The sequence below is a fragment of the Nonomuraea bangladeshensis genome (assembly GCF_039529455.1).
GTDB lineage: Bacteria > Actinomycetota > Actinomycetes > Streptosporangiales > Streptosporangiaceae > Nonomuraea > Nonomuraea bangladeshensis.
Genome location: NZ_BAAAMV010000004.1, coordinates 204,962 through 225,186 on the forward strand (window position 1 = coordinate 204,962; position 20,225 = coordinate 225,186).

Sequence of the window (20,225 nt, forward strand, 5' to 3'; positions counted from 1 at the left end):
GGAGCCTGCCGAACGAACGGGAGAAGAACATCGGCCCTGAACGGGCGATGGAGATGGGATTGGTCAGGTGTGAACCTGACGCGAACCGGCCTACTTGGCCCTCTCAACCCTGATCCGCCCCGGTCGCGGGGTCATCGATCAAGGTTCTCCGTGGTGTTCGTCTGTTCTCGAGGCTCCTGATGGATCGCTAGGTGCGGATCGTCCGGGAGGTGATCAACCGGACGCGGGTGACGGTAACACCCGATGCCGGGGCGGTGCAACTCCGGGACGCCTACCCGGAGGGCAGGGGGTCCTGGCCGAGGAAGCGGGCGCCGTTGGCGGCGGAGACGCGGACCGCGGCGAACCCGGCGTCGATCATCTCCTGCTCGTACGAGCCCAGCGCCGGGATGAGCGGCCCGCCGCGGGCGAGTGCCGCGCTGAGCGCCGCCGCGTCGCGCAGGGCGAGGTTGGCCCCGGCCCCGGCCGCCGGGCTCATGGCGTGGGCGGCGTCGCCGAGCAGCGTGACGCGGGTGGTCCGCCAGGGCGGGACCGGGACGCTGGTGCGCAGCTCCAGAGGGAAGACCTCGTGCCACTCGGCGATCATTCGCCGGACGAGGGGGTGCCAGCCGTCCGTCATGTCCATGACGAGAGACCTGAGCTGATCCTGCGTCATCACGTCCAGGCCGGATGGGAGGTCTTCGGCGCGGGCGCCGAAGGAGCAGGTGGCGTAGTCGCGGGTGCGCCCGACGCCCACCGTGCGGTGGCCCGGACCGGTGATCGCGGTGAACACGTTGTCCATGCCCTCGGCCAGCCGGACGGGGATCTTGCCGTAGAGCTGGACGAGGCCGGTGCCGGCGATGCGGGCGTGCGGCAGGTACTGGCGGCGGACCGCCGAGTTGATGCCGTCGGCGCCGACCAGGACGTCGCCTGTGACGGCGGTGCCGTCGTCGAAGCGCGCCGTAACGTGGTCGGCCGCGAGCTGGAAGCCGGTCAGCCGGCTGCCGTACGTGATCGTCTCCGCCACGTCGGCCAGCAGGGCGTCGCGGAGCGTGCGCCGGTCGACCGACAGGTGGCGTCCGCCGTGTTCGACGACGTCGGACTCCTTGAGCGTGGGATCGAAGCGGACGAAGCGGGGCGCGGGCGTGTGGGCGGTGGCTAGGAGGGCCGCGCGCCGTTCCGGTGTCAGCACGCTGGTCAGCGCGTCGATGCCGACGTCGCTGAGGTGCAGGCGGTAGCCCTGGCGGCGGACGAGCGGCGACCGGTCGCGTTCATGGACGGCCACGTCGATGCCGGCTCCGCGCAGTCCGTTGGCGAGGGCCAGCCCGCCGAGGCCGGCGCCGGCCACGATCACCTTCATCGCGGGTCACCGCCGAAGTCGGCGGCGTGCTCGGCGGCCCACGCCGACAGTCTCGTGGCGGGCGCCCCCGTGATGTCGGGCACCGTGGAGGTGACCTCCGGCGGCGGGGCGGCGGCCATCTTGGCGTAGCCGTCGAGCAGCTCGTCGACGAAGTCGTCGGGGAAGCCGGGATCGGCCAGCAGGCGGGCGCGCTCCTGCTCCGGCGTGAGCTCCTGCCAGCGCAGCGGGCGGCCGATGGCCTCGCCGATCAGCCGTACCTGCTCGGCCTGGGTCAGTGCCTCGGGGCCGGTGAGGGTGTGGCGGTGTCCTTCGTGCCCCGTTTCGGTCAGCGCGTGTACGGCCACCGCCGCGATGTCGTCCTCGTGGATCGGCGTCGTCGCCAGCGAGCCGAAGGCCCCGCGGACACGGTCGCCCGCCCTGATCTGCGCGCTCCACCACAGGGCGTTGGCCATGAAGGTGCTCGGGCTCAGCACCGTCCACTCCATGCCGGACTGCTTGATCAGCTGCTCCACGGTGGCGTGCCAGCGGGCGACCGGGCTGGGCTGCTTCTCGGGCTCGACTCCGGGCAGTACGCCGCCGCCGGTCATGAAGACGACGCGGCGGACGCGGCGCTGGAGCGCCTCGACGATGGGGCGGGCGGGCTCGGCCGAGTGGAAGGGCCACATGAGGAACGCGGCGTCGACGCCGTCGAGAGCGCCGGGCGCGTCCAGGGCGGGAGTGATCACCTCGACGCCCTGGGGCAGCTTCGCGGCCTCTGGGGTGCGGCTCGTGGCTCGTACGGCGGCGCCGCTCCAGGCCAGCCGCTCGGCCACCCTTCTGCCGACGTTGCCGGTCGCGCCGAAGACCAGGTAAGTGCTCATGCGGCAAAGAATCCCTTCGCCGCGGCGGTCACGCACTCCACGCGCCACCTTGTGGCGATAAATCGCGTTTACTGGTGAAGCATGGCGATAACTAGCGCTCTGGACGCGCTGGACCACGCTCTCGTGCACGCGCTCCAGATCGACGGCCGCGCCTCCTTCCGTACGATCGCCGACGCGCTCGACGTCTCCGAGCACACCGTCGCCCGCCGCTACCGGAGGCTGCGCGCGCACGGCGTCCTGCGCGTGGCAGGCTGGCTCAACGGCGGGCGCCTCGGCCGTACCTCGTGGTCGGTGCGCCTGGTGTGCGCGCCCGACGCGGCGGGCCGGGTGGCCGAGGCCATCGCCCGGCGTGACGACACCTCCTGGGTCCGCCTGCTGTCCGGCGGCACCGAGATCGCCTGCGGCGTCCAGGCGGGCGACGACCAGGACGGGGACGCCCTGCTGCTGAAGAAGCTGCCGCGGACCCCGCGCATCGTGGCCATGTCCGCGCACGCGACCCTGCACCTGTTCGCCGGATGGCGCAGCCGGGTCGCGGTGCTCACGGACGAGCAGGCCGAGCGGATCCGGCCCGCGCTGCCGTACGAGAAGGAGGTGGCGCTGAGCGCCCAGGACCACACCCTGGTGCGCGTGCTGGCCCAGGACGGGCGGGCCGGGATCGGCGAGCTGGCGGCGGCCAGCGGGTGGTCGCCCACGACCGTACGGCGTCGCCTCGGCGAACTGCGAGCCGGCGACACGCTCAGGTTCGACGTCGAGATCTCCCCGCAGGCCCTGGGCTACCACGCCGAGGCTTGGTTGTGGATGAAGGTCGAGCCGTCGGCCCTGGTCGCGGTCGGCGAAGCCATGGCCGCCCACCCCGAGGCCGACGTGGTGGCGGCCACCACCGGCCCCACCAACCTCATGGCCGGGGTGACCTGCCGCGACACGGGCGACCTCTACCGCTACCTCACCGAGCGGGTGGCGCCGCTGCACGGCGTGCGTGAGCTGGAGACCGCGCCAGTGATCCGTACGGTCAAGCGCGTGGGCGCCTTGCCGCGCTGACTTCCGCTGATCGTGCGTCATCGCCGTCCCGTTGGTGGCAACCGGGTCATACCGTAACGTCACCGGCGGAACATACCGGCGGCAAGACGAGATGATCACCAGGGGCGCATGACGATGAGCGACGAACTACCGGAACTGACCGTTACCGACGCCCGAGCCTGGCGGGAGTGGCTCAGCACGCACCACGCCAGCTCGGCAGGGGTGTGGCTGGTCCTCGCCAAGCAGAACACGACCCGGCCCACCAGCCTGACCTATGACCAGGCGCTCGACGAGGCCCTGTGCCACGGCTGGATCGACGGTCAGCTACGACGGCGGGACGAGCTCACCTTCTGCCGGCGCTTCACCCCTCGCGGAAGGCAGAGCGCCTGGTCGGCGCGGAACGTCTCCCTCGTCACCCGGCTGATCAGCGAGGGCCGGATGCATCCGGCCGGAATGACCGAGGTCGAACGCGCCAAGGCCGACGGCCGCTGGGACGCGGCCTACGCGGGACAGGCCGGCATCGAGGTGCCGGCCGACCTGGCCGCCGCATTGGCCGCGAGCCCCCAGGCGCAGGCGATGTTCGACATCCTCACCTCCCAGAACCGCTACGCGATCCTCTACCGGATCACGAACGCCAAACGCGCCGAGACCCGGGCCCGCCGTATCGCCCAGTTCGTCGACATGCTCGCCCGCGGCGAGACGCTCCACCCGCAGAAGCGCACCCTCGGCGGCACGGCTCAGAATCGGTAGCGGAGGATTCGGGCCCCTTGCCGGGACAAGGCCGTGCTGCGGGCGGTGAGACGGGTCAGCGCGCGCAGGGGTTGCGGGAACCGGGCCACCTCCGGTGCGCGGGTGAGGATCTGCTCCTCGACCAGCTTGAGGCCGGCATCCCAGGACTCCGGTTCGTGCGGGTCGTCGAAGCCCTGGGCGGCTTTGATGCCGAGAGCCTTGATGGTCGGGTGGTACTTCATGGCCCAGGCCGCGAAGCGGGTGTAGCCGTTGAGCGCGAGCTCGCCCGAAGGGAAATGGGCGGTCAGCGCGCGGGTCATCGCCTGGAAGGAGTCGCCGGGCATGAAGGGCAGCAGCCCCTCGGCGACGATCATCGCCGGCCGGTCACCGGGGATGGCGGTGAGCCAGTCGGAGCTGGTGAGGTCGGCTCCCACCAGGTGGGAACGGCCGGGCAGACATGCGGCCCGCAGGTGCACCACTTCGGGGAAGTCGATGTCGTACCAGTCGACGCCGGGCGGGGGAGCACAGCGGAACATCCTGGTGTCCAGGCCGCAGCCCAGGTCGAGCACCACGCATCCGGGGTGAGCGGCGGTGTAGGCGCGTACGACCTCGTCGAGCTTCTTGGCGCGCAGCGCCGTGGTGAGGACGAGGTTGGGCTTGACCTTCAGCTTGCCGAAGTCGTAGTCGATGGTGCCGGCCAGGTCGGCGGAGAGCGTGTCGCCGAGGATCGGGCTGGGCTGCCCGGCGTCCAGGGCTCGGGCATGGAGGGTGAGCAGCAGTGTTTCCTGGATCAGCCCGAGCTTGGGTTGCCAGCGTTGCATGGGGATTCCTTAACGGCGTAGCGGATGACGGGCCGCGAGGTTCTGCAGCCACGTCAGGGAGTCGTGGGCGGCCTTGATGCGCTCGGTGCGGTGCCCGTCGCCGCCCACGATGTCGAGCCCTTCGTCGGCGATCTCGCCGAACGCGCTCAGGCTGTCGAGCTTGCGCTGGATGACCTTCTGCCAGGCGTCGTCCTCGATGCGGTAGTAGGAGACGCGATCGCCGGGCCTTCTCACCTTCTTGACCAGGCCGATGGCGGTGAGGAAGCGCATGTTCGAGGTGAGCGAGGCCCGGCTGGCCTGGATGACGTCCGCGATCTGGCCGGCGGACTGCTCGGCCGGGTCGCAGATCATGAGCCAGCCGAGGATGCGTCCGGTGATGGGCGGCAGCCCCCACTCCTCGACGCAGAAGGCGGCCACCCGCTCCACCCAGCGGAGCTGCCGGTCCTGCGTTTCCTCAGTGCTCATCGTCGCGTCCTCCGTTGTTGATCGTGTGCCGGTTCACTGTGTCATGGCGGCCACCGACTCGTACGTGGGTGTCGGGGTGATGTCCGCGAGCCGGGTCCTGCGCAGGTAGAGGTCGAACCAGTCGATGGCGAGCGCCATCGCCTCCTCCAGGCCGGGGCCGGTGTAGAGGCCGAGCACGTCGTACGGCAGGACCGCGAGCCGCTTGGGCTCGCCCGCCCTGGCGAAGGCGCTCTGCGCCTCCTCCAGCATGTGGTACGGGTCCCAGCCGCCGTTCGCGATCATCAGCAGCGGCGTCGGCGCGAGCCGGTGGATGAGGTTCTCCGGCGCGAAGGTGAGCAGGTGCTCGGCCGAGTCGAGGGCCTTCTCGTTGCGGTAGGTGGGGAACAGGCGCGTCGACATGTCCGGGGTGTCCTTCACGCTGTCGCCCTCCAGCGTCAGGTGCGGCACGCGCGCGCTCTGCCCGCCTTCGTAGCGCCGCTGCCAGTCCTGCTGCAGCTGGTCGCGCAGCGCTTGGACGCCGGCACGGCCGAGGAGGCGTTCCATGTACCGCCATCCGTTCCAGACGCTGGGGCTCTGCACGACGACGCACTTGATGCGCCGATCGAGCACGGCGGCCTGGGTGGCGACCGAGCCGCCGATGCTCACCCCCCACACCCCGATCCGATCCGGCTGCACTTCGGGACGGGTCTGCAGGTAGGACACGGCGCTGCGGAAGTCCTCGACCTGCCGCTCCGGGTAGTCCAGGCCGCGCGGCTCGCCCTCGCTGGAGCCGACCGTCCGGTAGTCGATGGCCAGCACGGCGAAGCCGGCCTTCACGAAGTACGGCGCGAAGAACGCCAGCGCCTCCTTGACCATCACCCCGCTGTGCCCGAGCACGAGCCCGGGGACGGGGTCGCTCGTCTCGGGCAGGTAGAGGTCGCCCGCGCAGCGGGTGCCGAGGCTGTTGAAGGTCACGTGTTCCATGGGTTGCTCCACGCTTGGTTGCTAGTTATTTCAAACATGACTGAAATAGCTAGCAATGTCAATCCAAGAAGGGGAGTGACCCAACCATCTGCCGATCACGGGCGTCGGTACGGGCGAGAGGAGTCATCTTGGACCCCAATGACAGCTTCCGCGAGTTCATGGCCGCCCATCAGCAGTCGCTGATGCGGACGGCCTACCTGCTCACGGGGGACGCCCACCTGGCCGAGGACCTGCTGCAGAGTGTGCTGCTGAAGGTGCTGCGCCGCTGGCCCAAGCTGGCGGACGTCGCCAATCCGCAGGCGTACGCCCGCAGGGCCCTGGTCAACCAGTACATCTCCTGGCGCCGGCGTCTGGCCAGGCTGACCGAGCTGCCGAGAGCCGAGCCGCCGGATCGGCCGTATTCCACCGAGGATTCCACGGTTGTCCGGATCGTCATGCTGCGAGCGCTCGCGCAACTACCGCCCAGGCAGCGGGCGGTGATCGTGCTGCGCTACTACGAGGACCTCACCGAACACGAGACCGCCAAGCTGCTGAGCTGCTCGATCGGCACGGTCAAGCACCAGGCCCATCATGCGCTCGCCCGATTACGAGTGCTCGCGCCGGAGCTGGCGCCGAAGTTCGCCGAAATGGAAGACCTGAAGGGAGCACACCGATGACCTGGCTGCGAGACGCGCTGGACGACGTGGCCGGCAACGCGCCCCAGGTAGACCTGACCGAGCGGACGATCGAGATCCGCAAGCGGCGGCGGCGCAGGACGACCTCGCTCGTCGCGGCCGCTGCGGTCGTCGCCATCGCGTTCGGCGTGACGTCCGCTGTACGGCTGCAGCCCGCACGGCCGCACCCCGCCGTCGCGCCCGGGACAGTGACCGACCTGCCGGCGCGAGGGGTCGGGCCGCTGAGCCACGCCTTCATGACGTTCTGCCGGCCGGAGAGGGGCAAGGCACCGGCGGGATGTGTGGACGGCGGCTGGCGGGTGGTCACCCGTGGCGGCACGACGTACCGGGTGGCGCAGGCCCGACCCGGTTCCACGTCGGGGCTCCGGGAGAGCCCGCTGGCGATCAGCCGGGACGGCCGTAAGATCGCGTACTACGACACCGAGGCCGGCACCTTCGCGGTGCGCGACCTCGCCTCCGGAAGGGTGATCACGGCGCCGACGAAGGTGCCCACAGCCTGGCTCGGCAGCATCGCGCACCTCCTGCTGTCGGATGACGGCCGCTTCCTCGCCTTCACCAAGCGACCGCCGCTCAAGGACCCGGCCATGCTGTTCGACCTGCGCGAGCGCATGGCCCGGCCGCTGCCGAACGGCTGGAACCCCATCGGCCTGTCCCCGGACGGTGACACGATCACCTTGGCGGAGTACGCGCCCAGGACCCGGCTGCGGACCATCACCCGGCTCTGGCAGACATCCACTGCGGGCAACACGGCAACCGTCGACGTCGCCGGGCGCTACCTGGTCGGCGCGCTCGGGCCCGACGGGAACAGCGTCGTCGCGGTGGAGAGTGTGCAGGCGGGCATCGCCGGATGCCTGAGAAGCGGCGCCGACCTCGTGCATCTGGACCGGAAAACCGGCAAGGTGCTCCGGAAGGTGTCCGTGCGGGGCCTGTCCATGACAGCCAACCAGGTCCACCTGCGCGGCTGGACCGGCCCTCACGAGATCACGGCCCTGGCCAAGCCCCTGGTCTGCCATGAGCGCGACGATGACGCGCCCGCGCCGAGCCTCGACCCGCCGTACGTTCCCTTCACGGCCTACGCGGTGAACGTCGAGACCGGCCAGGCCAGAAAACTCGCCACCTACACTGCCCAAGGCTTCTTCCACCTCGTGCTCCCGGGCTTCCCCGGCACCCTGTGACGGATCATCTACGGGGGCCGAGGCAGCGGCGCAGGGCTTCTCGCCCGCCTGGGACGAAGGGCCCTCGCTCGACCACCTCCCGCAGGTCGAGCTCGGTGAGCCAGGCATGCCAGGCGATCTCGGACGGGTCCGGAGTCAACGGCTCGGTGATCAGAGCCTCGTGCACCCCGAACCAGACAGGGCCGATCCCGTCCCGGCACAGGAACTTGAACAGGAAGCGGACCGGGACGCCGGTGCCCAGCTCCTCGACCAGTTCGCGGGCCGCCGCGTCCTCATAGGATTCGCCTACGCCCACGGCACCGCCGACCATCACGTCATAGTGGCCGGGAAAGCGGACATGCCCCTCGGCTCGGCGCAGCACGAGGATCCGCCCCGTCGGATCGCGGCAGATCGTCGTCGCGATCCGATGCATCCACCGCCGGCGCACCGCCTCCGCGCGCTCCACGACTTCCAGCACGCGGTCCTGTTCATCCACCCGCTCGACCAGCTCACCCATGCGGCACACGGTCGCACAGGCCACTGACAAGCCCTTGGTGGCGGCCCTGCCCATCGCTGCAGGTCAGGCAAGTCCGATGGAAATTTCCCCGGGACTACAGCGAGGCCGAGGAGGGCGGCCTGACGCTCACCGTGGAGCTGCCCGCGAGCTGACTTCTCTTCAAGGCATTGCCGTGACCAGGATCACACCACCATGATCGTGGGCGACCGACATCCCCCATGGAGGAACGACCATGCTGACTGTGATCGGCGCGGGCTTCCCGCGCACCGGCACGAGCTCGATGAAGGCGGCGCTGGAGAGGCTGGGGTTCGGGCCCTGCCATCACATGTTCGACGTGGGGTCCGACCCCGACCGCGCCCGGCGCTGGGCGCCCCTGGCCGACCCGGCCGTGGTGCCCGACTGGGAACACGTCTTAGAGGGCTTCCGCTCCTCGGTCGACTGGCCGGCCGCGTTCTTCTGGCGCGAGCTGGCGCAGGCATACCCGCAGGCCAAGGTGGTCCTCACCGTACGCGACCCGCACACCTGGATCGCGAGCATGCAGACGCTCATCGCCAACGGCCCGGCCCGCCTGCAGAGCGAGAACCTGGCGCCCGAGATGGCCGGGCTGGTGGAGAACATGAACACCACCCGTCCGCTGCTCGAGCGCATGATCAGGGAGGGGCTCGGCAGCGACAAGCCCTTCGGCGTGCCGCTCGACGAGAAGGACAGCCTGCTGGCGTTCGAGCGACACGTCGCCACGGTGAAGGCGAGCGTGCCGCCTGAGCGGCTGCTGGTGTTCGACGTGCGCGAGGGCTGGGAGCCGCTGTGCGCGTTCCTGGGCGTGGATGTCCCGGTGGGTGAGCCGTTCCCGCACCTCAACGACAGCAAGGTGATGCAGGAGTCGATCGACCGGCTCATGCAGGGCGAGAACATCGGCCTCCCCTTCCACCCCGCCACCTGACGCACAACGGGCGCGGCGGCTCGATCGTGACGATCCGGGTGGGCACGCCGGTGCGTGACACCCGGCCGTCCGGGGGTGACGTGGCCGGCGTCACCACCGGATCCCTGCCGGGGTGCCCGGCCCGGCGGCCGGGCACCGGTCATCGGGTCACTGGACGATGATCTGATGGGTGGCCTGGGCCGGTCCGGTCCCGCCGTCCCCCGCATAGCTCGCGAGGTAGCTGTACCTGCCGGCGTTGACGGGCGTGTCGGTGAACGTGTACGTGCCGTCGGCGTTCACCCTCACCGGCGGGAGCTTCACTGTCCTACCGATGGTGCCCTTGATGTACAGGGTGCGCTGCACGGTGAGCGTGGACCCCGGAGAGGGCGGCCTGCCGCCCGAGGTCAGGACGCCGCTCAGCTCCACGGCCGTGCCGGCGACGCCGGACTGCGGCCCTGTCAGGGTGAGCGCGGCTTCGCGCTTGACCGTCACGGTGACGGAGGCGCTGCTGCGGCGGTGGCTGTCGTCGCCGTCCCAGAACACCCAGTAGATCACCTCGCCGATGTACGGCGGCAGTTCGAAGACGGGCGTGTCCTGGAAGGTGAACGTGCCGTCCTGCCGCGTCGTCACGCCGATGATCGGCACTTTCGTCCAGCCAGGCAGGTACTGGATCACCGTGAGCGGCTTGAGCCCGAGCGCCTCGCCGTCGGCGCGGGTGAGTCGCCCCTCGACGGTGATCGGCGAGCCTGCGTACGCGTCCGCGGGGCCCGTCATCGTGAGCTTGGTGGCCGGTAGCGCGACGCCCGTCACCCGCCACAGCAGCAGCCGGTCCGTGGAACTGCGCAGCAGCGCGAAGACGTCCGTGCCGGAGAACGCGACGCCGTCCGGGAGCAGTTCGGCGTCCGGCTGGTCGGCCGCGAAAAGCTCCGCGCCCGTCGCGGCGTCGTAGAGGGTGAGGTCGGTGCTGCCCCACTGGCGTCCGGCCGCGACGTACGCGCCGTCCGAGCCGAGCGCCACGGCGGACGGGTACCCGTCCCAGCCGTCGCCGTAGGTGCCGGTCGCCGCCAGGGTCCTGGTGTCGTACCTGGTGAAGTGACCGGGAGTGTCGGCCGCGCTGAACAGGGTGCCGCCGTCGGAGCTCAGGGTGAGGTCGCGCAGGGAGTTGATGCGCCACTTCGCGCCATCGATCGTGCCGCGCAGCGTGGGGGCGCCGTCGCCGAGGTCGTAGACCAGCATGTCGGCGTGGTGCAGGGCGGTCTGGCCGACCACGAGCGTGTCGCCGGCGGCCGCGAGCACGGGAGGCCGCAGGTGCTCGCCCCCAACCGCCACGGGCGCCGGGGCGCTCGCGCTGAGATCCAGGCCGACGACGCCGCCGGGGCCGTTGTCGCATCCGTGCCCCACCCACAACCGCTCGCCCAGCAACGCCAGGGTGGACGGGCACGGGTGGGCCGACAGGTCGATCCGGCGGGTGACGGCGAGGCTCGCGGTGTCGATCTCGGCGACCTCGTTCGAGCCGGTGAGAGCCGCGTACAGGCGGGTGCCGTCCGCGTTCACGGCCAGCTCTTGGACGCCGGGCAGGCCGGTGACGACGCCGCCGGTGAGGTTTCCGTCAGTGCCGGCCACGATGATGCGGTCGCCGACGGGGACGAACACCCGGCCGCCGCCGACGGCCAGGTCGGCGGTGTAGGAGTCGGTGGCCCCGAGGTCGGTGGTGGTGCCGGCCGCCGAGGCGGCGGGGGTCGTGACGGTGAGCAGGCCGGCGATCAGGCCGGCGGCGCCGCAGTAAGCGGCTAATCGGCGAACCAGGGATGGGGACACGAGAGCCTCCTGCCGGGATGGGAACGTGTGTTCTAAATAACGACTCACAGATGCTCCCACGTCAAGATCATTCGGTCGCGCGACACCAAACCGTGATCAAGCATCCTCCAGCGTTCGAGACCGGGACGATCCCGCGGCAAGCTCAAGGGCACGATGGGGACGACGGCTACTGAAATTTCGCGTCAGGGCAGGTCAGCGACAGCTGTTGGCCTTTCGGGACCTCTTGCAGGAAGGGCAGTACGGCTCCGCCCACGACGCCCAGGGCGAGCGAGAGTGCGCCGGCGACGTACGCCACCCCGGCGGGCCAGGAGCGCCGGCCGGCATGAGGGGGCTCGGCGACGGGTGAGGGGGCGGGCCGGAAGAGCGGGGTGAGCCAGCGCAGGTAGTAGAAGAGGGAGGCCACGGTGTTGACGACGGCGAGCACGGCGAGCCAGGCGTAGCCACCGTCCATCGCGGCGCTGAAGACCCCCAGCTTGCCGAGGAAGACGCCGGTGGGCGGGGTGCCGACCAGGCCGAGCAGGCAGACGACCAGGACGGCCGCCAGGCCGGGGCGGCGGCGGGCGAGCCCGCGGTAGTCGTCGATGGCGCGAGCACGGGGGAGCTCGGCCACCACGGCGAACGCGCCCAGGTTGGTCAGGGCGTAGGCGGCCAGATAGAACAGCAGGGCCGGCCGGGCCAGCTCGCTGCGGGTGGCGACGGCGACGGCCATCAGCAGATAGCCGACCTGGCTGATGGCGGAGTAGGCCAGCAGGCGCGTGACGGAGGCCTGAAAGAACGCCGCCAGATTGCCCAGCGTCATGGAGGCGGCGGCGAGCACGGCGATCAGCAGCGGCCAGTCGACGCCGGAAGGCAGGGCCTGGTGCAGGAACCGGTGGGCGGCGATCAGCGCGCCGATCTTGGGCAGGGTGGTGACGTAGGCGGCGATCGGCGCGGTGGCCCCCTCGGCGACGTCGGGCACCCAGAAGTGCGCCGGTACGGCGCCGGCCTTGAACAGCACCCCGGCCAGCACCGCGACGAGCCCGGCGGCGACCAGGGCGTGCGGGGCGGCGGGCAGCCCCGCACGCAGGCCGGCGTACAGGGTGGCGTGGCCCGCGCCGTAGAGCGCGGCCACCCCGGCCAGCATGACGGTGCCCAGCAGCGCTCCCATCAGGTAGTACTTCAGTGCGGCCTCGGTGCCGGCGTCGTCCTTGGCGAAGCCGGCGAGGGCGTAGGCGGGGACGCTGGCCAGCAGGTAGCCGGCGAAGAGCATCAGCAGGTCGGCGGCGCCGATCATGGCGAGGGTGCCGGCGCCGGTCAGGAGCAGCAGCACGTAGTACTCGGCCTCACGCCTGTCCCGGCGCATCCTGGTCGCGGACATGCCGCAGACCAGCAGCAGGGCGAGGAGAACGATCAGCCGCCCCGCCGCGGTGGCCGTGTCGACGGCGAAGGTGCCCGAGAACACCGTACGCGCCCGCCCGGGAGCGCCGGCGGCCGCGCCGATGCCGGTCACGCAGGCCGCGGCGGCCAGTGCCGCGACGATCCACTGGCGGCGGCGGGGCAGCCAGGAGCCGATGAGCAGCCCGGCGACGGCCGCGGCGAGGAGCGCGAGTTCGGGGGCGAGGGCGAGCAGGTCCTCCTTCACCGGGAGACCAGCCCCACCAGGACCCGGCCGGCGGGCTCGACCACGTCCAGCAGCAGGCGCGGCGCGACGCCGATGACCAGGGCGAGCGCCAGCAGCGGCACGATGGACCACGTCTCGGCGGCGGCCAGGTCGCGGAAGCCGTGCGCGCCGACGGACGGCGGCAGGCGTACGGACCCCAGGAACATGCCGCGCAGGGCGCGCAGGAACAGCGCGGCGGTGATGACGATGCCGGTCAGGGCCACGGCGGTGGCGACCGCCTGGGAGGCCAGGCTGCCGGTGAAGATCTGGAACTCGGCGATGAAGCCGGAGAAGCCGGGAATGCCGAGGCTCGCGAACGCCGCGACGCCCGTGGCGGCGGCCAGCCTCGGCGACGGCCCGGCCAGACCGGAGTAGGCGGCCATCTCGTAGGTGGCGCCCCGGTCGTACAGCACGCCGGCGATCAGGAAGAGGGCGCCCGTGATCAGGCCGTGGCTGACCATCTGGGTGACCGCACCGGTGACGGCGAGGGCGCGGGCCTGCGCGTCGGTGCCGGCCAGCACGCCCGCCGCGCCGGCCGCGAGGATGACGTACCCCATGTGGTTGACGGAGGTGTAGGCGATCATCCGTTTGAAGTCGGTCTGGGCCAGGGCCACCAGCGCTCCGTAGACGGCGCTGACGGCGCCGACGACGACGAAGACCAGGGCGTGGTCACGCCAGCTGCCCGGCAGCAGCGGCATCGCGATGCGCACCAGGCCGTAGGTGCCCATCTTCAGCAGGATCCCGGCGAGGATGGCCGACCCGGCGGCCGGGGCCTCGGTGTGCGCGGGCGGCAGCCAGGTGTGGAAGGGCACCGTTGGCGTCTTGACGGCCAGGCCGACGCCGACCGCGAGCAGCACCAGGGCCGCGTACGTGCCCTGCCCGGCCAGCGGGTTGGCCCGCGTCAGCTCGACCAGGTCGAAGGTGTGCGGCGTGGCCGCCAGGTACAGCCCGATGAAGCCCAGCAGCAGGGCGAGCGAGCCGACGAACGTGTAGAGGAAGAACTTCAGCGCCGCCGCTCGTCCCCGCTCGCCGTGGCCCCAGCCGGCGATGACGAAGAACATGCCGACGATCGACAGGTCGAAGAAGACGAAGAACAGGATGAGGTCCTGCGCGGCGAACAGCCCCAGGCAGACCGTCTGCAGGAACAGGAACAGGCACACGTACGAGCGGACCCGGCGTTCCTCGCGCAGCGAGTAGGCGGCCACGGCGAGGAAGAGCAGACACGTCAGCGCCACCAGCGGCAGCGACAGGCCGTCCACGCCGACGTGGTAGCTCACCCCGGCGCCGGGGATCCAGCGCAGCCGCTGCTCGTACTGCAGTCCGCCGCCGGTCCGGAACCCGAGCCACGCGACGACGACGAGCAGCAGGTCGGCGGCCGCGACGGCGATCCACACCCGGAGGTACGTACGGTCGCGCAGCCGTACGAGCAGCAGCGCGGCACACGCCGCCAGCGGCAGGAAGACGATGACGCTCAGCACCCGGTCACCCCGTCAGCAGCACGAGAAGGAGCAGCACCGCGAGGCCGATCACGGCCTGGGCGTAGTACTGGTGCAGCAGCCCGGTCTGCGGGCGGCGCGCCCACCGGCCGAGCCGGCGCGCCCCGGCGGCGACCGCGCCGACCAGGGCGTCGATGCCGCCGTCGTCAGTGCGGGCCGACAGCCGGGCCGCCGCCAGACCCGCCTGCGCGACGCCGTGGACCGCTCCGTCCACGCGGCGATCGTCGAACCGGGCCGCCAGCCGGGCGGTGGACAGGCCGCCGAGGGCCAGCCGCCGCACCGCCGCGTCGATGACGCGGTCGTCGATGCCGGCCAGGAGCCGGGCCAGCGCCGTCACGGGCCGGACGACCAGCGCACGGGCGGCCCGTTCCAGCCCCAGCCACCCGGCCGCCCAGCCGATCGCGGGCAGCGGGCGCGGCCCCCGCCGCCAGGCGAACGCCGCGGCGGTCAGGGCGGCGCCCGCCGACAGCGCGACCTCCCACGGCCGCGGGGAGTGCCCTCCGGCGTCGCCCACCAGCGTGCGCAGGCGGTCGGCCGGTCCGGGGAGCGCGAGCACCCCCAGTGTGGCGGCGGCGCACGCCAGCACCGGCAGCGGTGCCCTCATGAGCCGGGTGACGCGGCGGGTGCCCGGCCGTTCGGTGTCGTAGCCGTCGGCGGCGCCGGGCGGCAGCGGCCGCCAGACGTACCAGAGGGCTTTGACGCTGTAGAGGGTCGAGACGACGGCCGCCGCCAGGCCCACCGCGTACAGCCCCCAGCCGTGTGCGCGGGCGGCGGCCAGCACCTCGTCCTTGGCGGCCCACAGCGACAGTGGTGGCAGCCCCGCCAGGGTGAGCGCCCCCACCGTGAAGGCGGCGCCGACCACGGGGTGGGTACGGGCGGCGCCGCGCAGCGCGGGCAGCCGCTTGGTGCCCAGTGCGGACAGCCAGGCCCCGGCGGCCAGGAACAGCCCGGCCTTGGTCGCGGCGTGCGCGACGAGCTGCGTCGTCCCGGCGGCGACGGCGGCGCAGCCCGCGCCGAGCACCATGAAGCCGACCTGCGCCGCGGTGGAGGCCGCGAGGAGCTGTTTCAGGTCTGTCTGGGCGACGGCGACGAGTCCCAGGAGCAGCGCGGTGCCCGCGCCGGCCCACGCCACCAGCGGTCCGGCCCAGCCGGTGGCGGCCTGTAGCGGCGCGAGCCGCAGCAGCAGGTACGCGCCGGCCGCGACCATGGCGGCCGAGTGCAGCAGAGCGGAGACCGGGCTCGGGCCCTCCATCGCCCGCGACAGCCAGAAGGAGAACGGCAGTTGCGCGGACTTGCCCAGCGCCGCGACCACCACCCCAGCGGCGGCCACGTGCAGCCACGGGGACGCGGCCGTGGGCAGGGCGTCCAGACGCAGCGTGCCGACGCCGCCGGCCAGGGCGGCGCCGGCCGCGAGGTACAGGCCGAGGTCGGCGGTCCGGGTGGTGAGGAAGGCGACGCCCGCGGCCCGTGCCCGCTCCGGCTCCTGCCACCGGTAGCCGATGAGCGCCCAGCTCGTGGCGCCCATCGCCTCCCACGCCATGAGCAGCGGCGGCAGCGTGGTCGCCGTGACGGTGACCAGCATGGACCCGGCGAACAGCAGCATGAGCCCGAAGAAGCGCCCCCGGTTCGCCTCCCGCCCGAGCTCGCCGGCCGCGTACACCAGCACGGCGACGGTGACGGCGGCGACGGTGACCGCCGTCACGGCCGACAGGCCGTCCACCCGCAGCCCGGCCTCGATCCCCGCCAGCAACGGCGCGCTCGCCGCGGGCCGCAGCAGCGCCGCGGCGACGGCCAGGACGAGCGTCACCACGGCGGCGGCGACGCCCAGGGCCGGCGCCGGCCGGTTCCAGCGGCGGCCGGTGACGCCGAGCAGCGCTCCGGCGGCCAGCGGTACGGCGACCAGCGCCCAGGCGAGGGCGCTCACTCCTTGAGGTCCTTGGCCATGTCGGTCATGTCGACCTGCCGGGCGCGGTAGATGGCGGTGGTGACGGCGAAGCCCATCGCCATCTCGACGGCCATCGCCACGACCGCCGTCACGACGATCACCTGCCCGCCGGCCGCCGGCGCCAGGAACCGCCAGAACGCGGCCGCGCCGACGACGACTCCGCCGATCATCAGCTCGACCCCCATCATGATCATGACGATGGACTGCTGGGACAGCGCCCCGAACAGGCCGATCGCGAACAACCCCGCCGCGAGCAGCAGGAACAGCTGCAGGTTCACCAGCCCACCCCTCCGCCCGCCGGATCGTCGGCCGGCCGCCGGTCGAGGTCGTCGCCGAACCGGTCGTAGCGGCCCCGCCGGGTCGCCAGCGCCGTGGCGCCCACCATCGTCGCCAGCAGCACGAACCCCAGCGTCATCATCGTCAGCATCTGCCCGCCCATCAGCGACGCGCCGAGCTGGAACGTCGTGTCCGCAGGCGGGACGGCGACCGGGGCCGGCCACGGCACGAGCAGGATCCCGGCGGCCAGGGCCAGGAAGACGCCGGCGCTGATGGCCAGCGCGCCGCGCTTGTTGTGCAGCATCGACATCGGCGTGAGGCCGCCGGGGTTCATCATGTACGCGACCATGAACACGGCCATGATCACCATCTCCATGACCATCATCAGCACGACCACGACCCCCAGGTACGGCAGCCCCAGCAGCACCAGCTCGCCGCCGACGCAGATCAGCGCCGCCAGCAGCGCGAACGTCGCCCGCGCCATCGAGGCGACGCGGAACACCAGCGCGCCCCCGGCCAGCGCCGCCACGGCCGGCACCCAGAACAGCGCCGACTCCATCGGCGATCCCCCTCTCACAGCACGACCAGCGCCGGGACCAGCGCCTGAAGGACGCTCAGGGGCAGCAGCACGACCCAGGCCACCTCCATGTACCGGTCGGCGCGGACCACCGGCAGCCGCCTGCGCGCCCACACCAGCAGCGCGAGCACGGCCACGGTCTTGACCAGCGACCACGCCCATCCGGGCAGCCAGGGCCCGGCGCCGCCCCCGAGGAACAGCGGCACCGCCATGGCCGACCCCGCGGCCAGCCACAGCCACCGGCCCGCCGACAGCAGCAGTCGGTCCGGCCCGGACGTCTCACCGAACACGCCCCCGGCGATGTCGCCGCCGGCCGGGTAGGCGAACGGGCCCGTGAAGCTGAACGCCAGCACGCTCCCGAGATGGACGGCGAACGCCACCGGCATCCACACCGCGAACCACAGCCCGCCCTGCGCGGCGGCGATGTCCCCGATCCGCAACGACTGCGCCCCGATGGCCGGCGTCATCAGCGCGAGCATCAGCGGCAGTTCGTACGCCAGTCCCTGGGCGAGATAGCGGTAACCGCCGACCAGGCTGAACGCGGCGTTCGGCCCCCATCCGGCCAGCCACAGCCCGGCCCAGGTCAGCACCTCCATCGCGTTGAACCACACCAGCCCCACGGACAGGCCGGAGATCGCGAACGGCCCCAAGGGCACGACCACGACCGACAGCACGGCCGCGACCGGCACCGTCACCACGCCGATCCGCCACAGCGGGACGTCGGGCGCGGGCAGCCGGCGCGGCTGCTCCACCAGCAGTCGTGGCACCTCCAGCAGCGGACGCGCCACCGCGGACAGGGTGACGGGCCGCCCCGCCGCCCGCGCGGACAGCGCGCCGTCACCGGCGACCGCGAGCAGCGCGAGGGCCACCAGGAGGGCCGGGGCGGCGAGCACGCCCCACCACGGCGCGGCGTCACTCAGGAGGGCCGGGGCGGCGAGCACGCTCCACCACGGCGCGGCGTCACTCATGAGCCGTCCCCACAGGGCAGGCCGCCGCCTCGTCCGGGTCAGGATCGAGGCTGGCGACGATCAGCCGGGCCGCGGCCAGTTCGGCGCCCTCCAGGAGGCGCGGCAGCAGCGAGGCCAGCGCCGCCGACGGCCCCCTCGGCGCGGACAGCGGACCGCGCGGGGGCTCGTGGCGGGCCGGATCGAGCGGGGCGCGCTCCTCCAGCCGGTCCACGTCCTCCAGGACCGCCGTCAGCCAGAGCCGATAGCGGGCCGGGACGTCGCCGTCCGCCCGCGCCGCCGGCCCGGCGACGCCTGCCGCCGCGGCTTCGCGCACGGACAGCGGCCCCAGGCCACGGGTCAGCCAGTACAGAGTGCGCGAGTTGCCGACCCGCCGGGCGAGGCGGGCCGCGCGTGGCGAGACGGTCTCGCGGCTCGCTCCGTCCAGCAGGTCGTCACGCAGCCGGCGTGCGCTCGTGGCCGCCGCCGGCCATCCCGCGACGGCGAGGAACCGTCCGAGGCTGTCGAGATGCGCGGCCGCCCGGCGGCGGGCCGCCTCCCCGGCCTGGACCCGCTCGCCCGCGGCGGCCCGCGCCCACGGCTGCGTCCAGAAGGAGGCTGCGGGCGGCACGCGGCACGCGGGCGGACCCGCGACCTCGGCCCGCTGGACGACGTCGCCCTGCAGGGTCACGCGCACCGTCAGCCCGTGCGGCCAGTCAGGCAGGAACGGACCGAGCGACACGTGCAGCCGGTCGAAGGTGAGCCCGTCACGGTCCGGCCCTCGTTCGGCCATCGGCAGCCCCGCCGGCTCGTCGCTGTCGTCGCCTTCCGCGCCGGCGCGCTGTCCCGCTCCGGCATTCTCCCGGCGGGCCAGACGGGCACGAGCGTCCTCGACGGCCGCGGCGACCTCCCGCGGACCCTCGGCGTGTGCCCGCCGGCGCGGCGCGGGCATGTCCTGCCACAACCGCTCCACCGCCGCCTCCAGCTCGGAGCAGGCGGGTCCGGCGACGAGCAGGATGTCGGCGTCCGCGGGCGTGAGCGCGACCGGCAGGTCACGCAGGCGAAGCTCCCGTTCCAGGGCCAGCCGTGCCGGCGTCCCGCCGGGCATGCTCGCCAGGAGCACGTGCGGGCGGACGGCCGCCGCGCGCAGCAGCGCGGCGGTCAGGTCCATCGCAGGGCTCCCTCGCGCCACGCGTACACGACGCCGGCCAGCAGGATCGCCAGGAAGGCGAACATCTCGATCACCGCGCTCGCGCCGACGGCGGAGATGACCCTGACCCAGGGGTACATGAACACCATCTCCATGTCGAAGGCGAGGAACAGCATCGTCACCGGGTACCAGCGGACGTGGTACCGGCTCATCGCGTGCTCCGCCGGCTCCCGTCCCGAGTTGAAGGGCGAGGCGGACAGGGGGACGGCGCTCACACGCGACCACCACGACAAGGCGTACAGCACTCCCGCCGCCGCCAGGACGACGGCGAGCAGGGACACGGCGGCGGACAGTCCGTTCATCGGGGCGGCGCGGTTCAGGTGACGGAGGCCGCGGTTCCGGCGGGGAAGGCGATGGTCGACAGCAGGGCCAGGGCGGGCTGGCGGGAGTCGAGGCGGGTGTGCTGCACCACGATGGGCACGTCGCTCACGATCACGCTGGCGTAGTCGCTGCCCACCGGGACGGGCTCGGGCTCCCGCAGGTCGTTGAAGCGCTGGTGCAGCGTCCGCCGGGGCGGCACGACCACGCGGTAGGGGCCCACGGGGTCCCGGTCGGGGAAGAACAGGGTGATCTCGACGTTGGCCGGCGTCGGCCCGGTGTTGAGCAGGCAGGCGGTTTCGTGGCTGGTGAAGGCCCTGCCCTCGCCGGTGCTCTCCGGCGGTATGTAGCCCTCGGCGATGATCCAGGTCGTCCGGCCCAGGTGGTCCACTGCTCGCGTCCCTTCGTCGGTGCGGTGGGAAGCACGATGGTGTCCCCGGCGTCACCGTGTCCCTCCCCCGCTGAGCAGGGACGGAATCCGGTTCACGCCAGGTGGTGGGACCAGGACGGGTCCGAGATCTGCTGCTCGCCGCCGGCGGTCGAGGAT

21 protein-coding genes are annotated in these 20,225 nt (G+C 72.5%); 5 read left to right on the forward strand and 16 right to left on the reverse strand.

Going from position 1 to position 20,225, the window contains the following annotated elements; translation table 11 throughout:
* Nucleotides 1-271 precede the first annotated feature (271 nt).
* Both ABD292_RS12750 and ABD292_RS12755 read right to left on the reverse strand, forming a co-directional pair.
* Entirely contained in the window at nt 272-1,336 is a 1,065-nt protein-coding gene (locus ABD292_RS12750; protein WP_344207349.1) for an FAD-dependent oxidoreductase, read from the reverse strand.
* Nucleotides 1,333-2,196 (reverse strand): NAD(P)H-binding protein, encoded by an 864-nt coding sequence (locus ABD292_RS12755; RefSeq protein WP_344207350.1) that lies wholly within the window; start codon nt 2,194-2,196, stop codon nt 1,333-1,335. The genes ABD292_RS12750 and ABD292_RS12755 overlap by 4 nt, the downstream gene beginning before the upstream one ends.
* 81 nt (nt 2,197-2,277) lie before the next feature.
* Here ABD292_RS12755 and ABD292_RS12760 point away from each other — a divergent pair, with 81 nt between their 5' ends.
* Together ABD292_RS12760 and ABD292_RS12765 are read left to right on the forward strand one after the other, a co-directional pair.
* Nucleotides 2,278-3,234, forward strand: a complete 957-nt coding sequence (locus ABD292_RS12760; protein ID WP_344207351.1) for an Lrp/AsnC family transcriptional regulator — start codon at nt 2,278-2,280, stop codon at nt 3,232-3,234.
* Nucleotides 3,235-3,348: 114 nt separating this feature from the next.
* Entirely contained in the window at nt 3,349-3,963 is a 615-nt protein-coding gene (locus ABD292_RS12765) for a YdeI/OmpD-associated family protein (protein WP_344207352.1), read from the forward strand.
* On the opposite strand, the gene ABD292_RS12770 is transcribed toward ABD292_RS12765, so the two are convergent.
* The 3 genes from ABD292_RS12770 to ABD292_RS12780 are packed head-to-tail and all read right to left on the reverse strand — an operon-like array spanning nt 3,951 to nt 6,191.
* A complete protein-coding gene (locus ABD292_RS12770) occupies nt 3,951-4,763 on the reverse strand; it encodes a class I SAM-dependent methyltransferase (protein ID WP_344207353.1) in 813 nt (270 codons plus the stop codon). The two genes, ABD292_RS12765 and ABD292_RS12770, sit on opposite strands and share 13 nt — an antisense overlap.
* A gap of 9 nt (nt 4,764-4,772) precedes the next feature.
* Nucleotides 4,773-5,228, reverse strand: coding sequence for a GbsR/MarR family transcriptional regulator (locus ABD292_RS12775; protein ID WP_344207355.1), 456 nt, complete (start codon nt 5,226-5,228; stop codon nt 4,773-4,775).
* Between the two features lie 33 nt (nt 5,229-5,261).
* A complete protein-coding gene (locus ABD292_RS12780) occupies nt 5,262-6,191 on the reverse strand; it encodes an alpha/beta hydrolase (protein WP_344207356.1) in 930 nt (309 codons plus the stop codon).
* Between the two features lie 128 nt (nt 6,192-6,319).
* Here ABD292_RS12780 and ABD292_RS12785 point away from each other — a divergent pair, with 128 nt between their 5' ends.
* Nucleotides 6,320-6,847 carry a SigE family RNA polymerase sigma factor gene (locus ABD292_RS12785; RefSeq protein ID WP_344207357.1) on the forward strand — a complete coding sequence of 176 codons (528 nt, stop codon included), beginning with the start codon at nt 6,320-6,322 and terminating at the stop codon, nt 6,845-6,847.
* Nucleotides 6,844-8,040 (forward strand): TolB-like translocation protein, encoded by a 1,197-nt coding sequence (locus ABD292_RS12790; protein ID WP_344207358.1) that lies wholly within the window; start codon nt 6,844-6,846, stop codon nt 8,038-8,040. The genes ABD292_RS12785 and ABD292_RS12790 overlap by 4 nt, the downstream gene beginning before the upstream one ends.
* A 4-nt stretch (nt 8,041-8,044) precedes the next feature.
* On the opposite strand, the gene ABD292_RS12795 is transcribed toward ABD292_RS12790, so the two are convergent.
* Nucleotides 8,045-8,536 (reverse strand): NUDIX hydrolase, encoded by a 492-nt coding sequence (locus tag ABD292_RS12795; RefSeq protein ID WP_344207359.1) that lies wholly within the window; start codon nt 8,534-8,536, stop codon nt 8,045-8,047.
* Nucleotides 8,537-8,768: 232 nt separating this feature from the next.
* Here ABD292_RS12795 and ABD292_RS12800 point away from each other — a divergent pair, with 232 nt between their 5' ends.
* Nucleotides 8,769-9,476 (forward strand): sulfotransferase family protein, encoded by a 708-nt coding sequence (locus ABD292_RS12800; RefSeq protein WP_344207360.1) that lies wholly within the window; start codon nt 8,769-8,771, stop codon nt 9,474-9,476.
* Nucleotides 9,477-9,623: 147 nt separating this feature from the next.
* On the opposite strand, the gene ABD292_RS12805 is transcribed toward ABD292_RS12800, so the two are convergent.
* From ABD292_RS12805 to ABD292_RS12850, 10 genes are all read right to left on the reverse strand, one after another.
* Nucleotides 9,624-11,273 (reverse strand): hypothetical protein, encoded by a 1,650-nt coding sequence (locus tag ABD292_RS12805; protein ID WP_344207361.1) that lies wholly within the window; start codon nt 11,271-11,273, stop codon nt 9,624-9,626.
* A 166-nt stretch (nt 11,274-11,439) separates the two neighbouring features.
* Nucleotides 11,440-12,894, reverse strand: coding sequence for an NADH-quinone oxidoreductase subunit N (locus tag ABD292_RS12810; protein ID WP_344207362.1), 1,455 nt, complete (start codon nt 12,892-12,894; stop codon nt 11,440-11,442).
* Complete coding sequence (locus ABD292_RS12815) at nt 12,891-14,390, reverse strand: complex I subunit 4 family protein (RefSeq protein ID WP_344207363.1); 1,500 nt, start codon at nt 14,388-14,390, stop codon at nt 12,891-12,893. The genes ABD292_RS12810 and ABD292_RS12815 overlap by 4 nt, the downstream gene beginning before the upstream one ends.
* A 4-nt stretch (nt 14,391-14,394) precedes the next feature.
* Nucleotides 14,395-16,332: an NADH-quinone oxidoreductase subunit 5 family protein gene (locus ABD292_RS12820; protein ID WP_344207364.1), complete on the reverse strand. Its 1,938-nt coding sequence runs from the start codon at nt 16,330-16,332 to the stop codon at nt 14,395-14,397.
* Nucleotides 16,329-16,631, reverse strand: coding sequence for an NADH-quinone oxidoreductase subunit NuoK (locus tag ABD292_RS12825; protein ID WP_344207366.1), 303 nt, complete (start codon nt 16,629-16,631; stop codon nt 16,329-16,331). The genes ABD292_RS12820 and ABD292_RS12825 overlap by 4 nt, the downstream gene beginning before the upstream one ends.
* Nucleotides 16,628-17,188 carry an NADH-quinone oxidoreductase subunit J gene (locus tag ABD292_RS12830; protein ID WP_344207367.1) on the reverse strand — a complete coding sequence of 187 codons (561 nt, stop codon included), beginning with the start codon at nt 17,186-17,188 and terminating at the stop codon, nt 16,628-16,630. Before ABD292_RS12830 ends, ABD292_RS12825 begins: the two co-directional genes overlap by 4 nt.
* A 14-nt stretch (nt 17,189-17,202) precedes the next feature.
* Entirely contained in the window at nt 17,203-18,174 is a 972-nt protein-coding gene (locus tag ABD292_RS12835; RefSeq protein ID WP_344207368.1) for a complex I subunit 1 family protein, read from the reverse strand.
* Nucleotides 18,167-19,321 (reverse strand): hypothetical protein, encoded by a 1,155-nt coding sequence (locus tag ABD292_RS12840; protein WP_344207369.1) that lies wholly within the window; start codon nt 19,319-19,321, stop codon nt 18,167-18,169. The genes ABD292_RS12835 and ABD292_RS12840 overlap by 8 nt, the downstream gene beginning before the upstream one ends.
* Entirely contained in the window at nt 19,312-19,662 is a 351-nt protein-coding gene (locus tag ABD292_RS12845; RefSeq protein WP_344207371.1) for an NADH-quinone oxidoreductase subunit A, read from the reverse strand. Before ABD292_RS12845 ends, ABD292_RS12840 begins: the two co-directional genes overlap by 10 nt.
* A 14-nt stretch (nt 19,663-19,676) precedes the next feature.
* Nucleotides 19,677-20,069 carry a sensory rhodopsin transducer gene (locus ABD292_RS12850; protein ID WP_344207372.1) on the reverse strand — a complete coding sequence of 131 codons (393 nt, stop codon included), beginning with the start codon at nt 20,067-20,069 and terminating at the stop codon, nt 19,677-19,679.
* Nucleotides 20,070-20,225 lie beyond the last annotated feature (156 nt).

What these genes read in the sequence shown, in the direction of transcription:
- ABD292_RS12770 (WP_344207353.1), bottom strand. Translation starts at nt 4,763, where the DNA reads ATGCAACGCTGGCAACCCAAGCTCGGGCTGATCCAGGAAACACTGCTG.
- ABD292_RS12790 (WP_344207358.1), top strand. Translation starts at nt 6,844, where the DNA reads ATGACCTGGCTGCGAGACGCGCTGGACGACGTGGCCGGCAACGCGCCC.
- ABD292_RS12765 (WP_344207352.1), top strand. Translation starts at nt 3,349, where the DNA reads ATGAGCGACGAACTACCGGAACTGACCGTTACCGACGCCCGAGCCTGG.
- ABD292_RS12755 (WP_344207350.1), bottom strand. Translation starts at nt 2,196, where the DNA reads ATGAGCACTTACCTGGTCTTCGGCGCGACCGGCAACGTCGGCAGAAGG.
- ABD292_RS12795 (WP_344207359.1), bottom strand. Translation starts at nt 8,536, where the DNA reads ATGGGTGAGCTGGTCGAGCGGGTGGATGAACAGGACCGCGTGCTGGAA.
- ABD292_RS12830 (WP_344207367.1), bottom strand. Translation starts at nt 17,188, where the DNA reads ATGGAGTCGGCGCTGTTCTGGGTGCCGGCCGTGGCGGCGCTGGCCGGG.
- ABD292_RS12800 (WP_344207360.1), top strand. Translation starts at nt 8,769, where the DNA reads ATGCTGACTGTGATCGGCGCGGGCTTCCCGCGCACCGGCACGAGCTCG.
- ABD292_RS12775 (WP_344207355.1), bottom strand. Translation starts at nt 5,228, where the DNA reads ATGAGCACTGAGGAAACGCAGGACCGGCAGCTCCGCTGGGTGGAGCGG.
- ABD292_RS12760 (WP_344207351.1), top strand. Translation starts at nt 2,278, where the DNA reads ATGGCGATAACTAGCGCTCTGGACGCGCTGGACCACGCTCTCGTGCAC.
- ABD292_RS12840 (WP_344207369.1), bottom strand. Translation starts at nt 19,321, where the DNA reads ATGGACCTGACCGCCGCGCTGCTGCGCGCGGCGGCCGTCCGCCCGCAC.
- ABD292_RS12750 (WP_344207349.1), bottom strand. Translation starts at nt 1,336, where the DNA reads ATGAAGGTGATCGTGGCCGGCGCCGGCCTCGGCGGGCTGGCCCTCGCC.
- ABD292_RS12780 (WP_344207356.1), bottom strand. Translation starts at nt 6,191, where the DNA reads ATGGAACACGTGACCTTCAACAGCCTCGGCACCCGCTGCGCGGGCGAC.
- ABD292_RS12845 (WP_344207371.1), bottom strand. Translation starts at nt 19,662, where the DNA reads ATGAACGGACTGTCCGCCGCCGTGTCCCTGCTCGCCGTCGTCCTGGCG.
- ABD292_RS12835 (WP_344207368.1), bottom strand. Translation starts at nt 18,174, where the DNA reads ATGAGTGACGCCGCGCCGTGGTGGAGCGTGCTCGCCGCCCCGGCCCTC.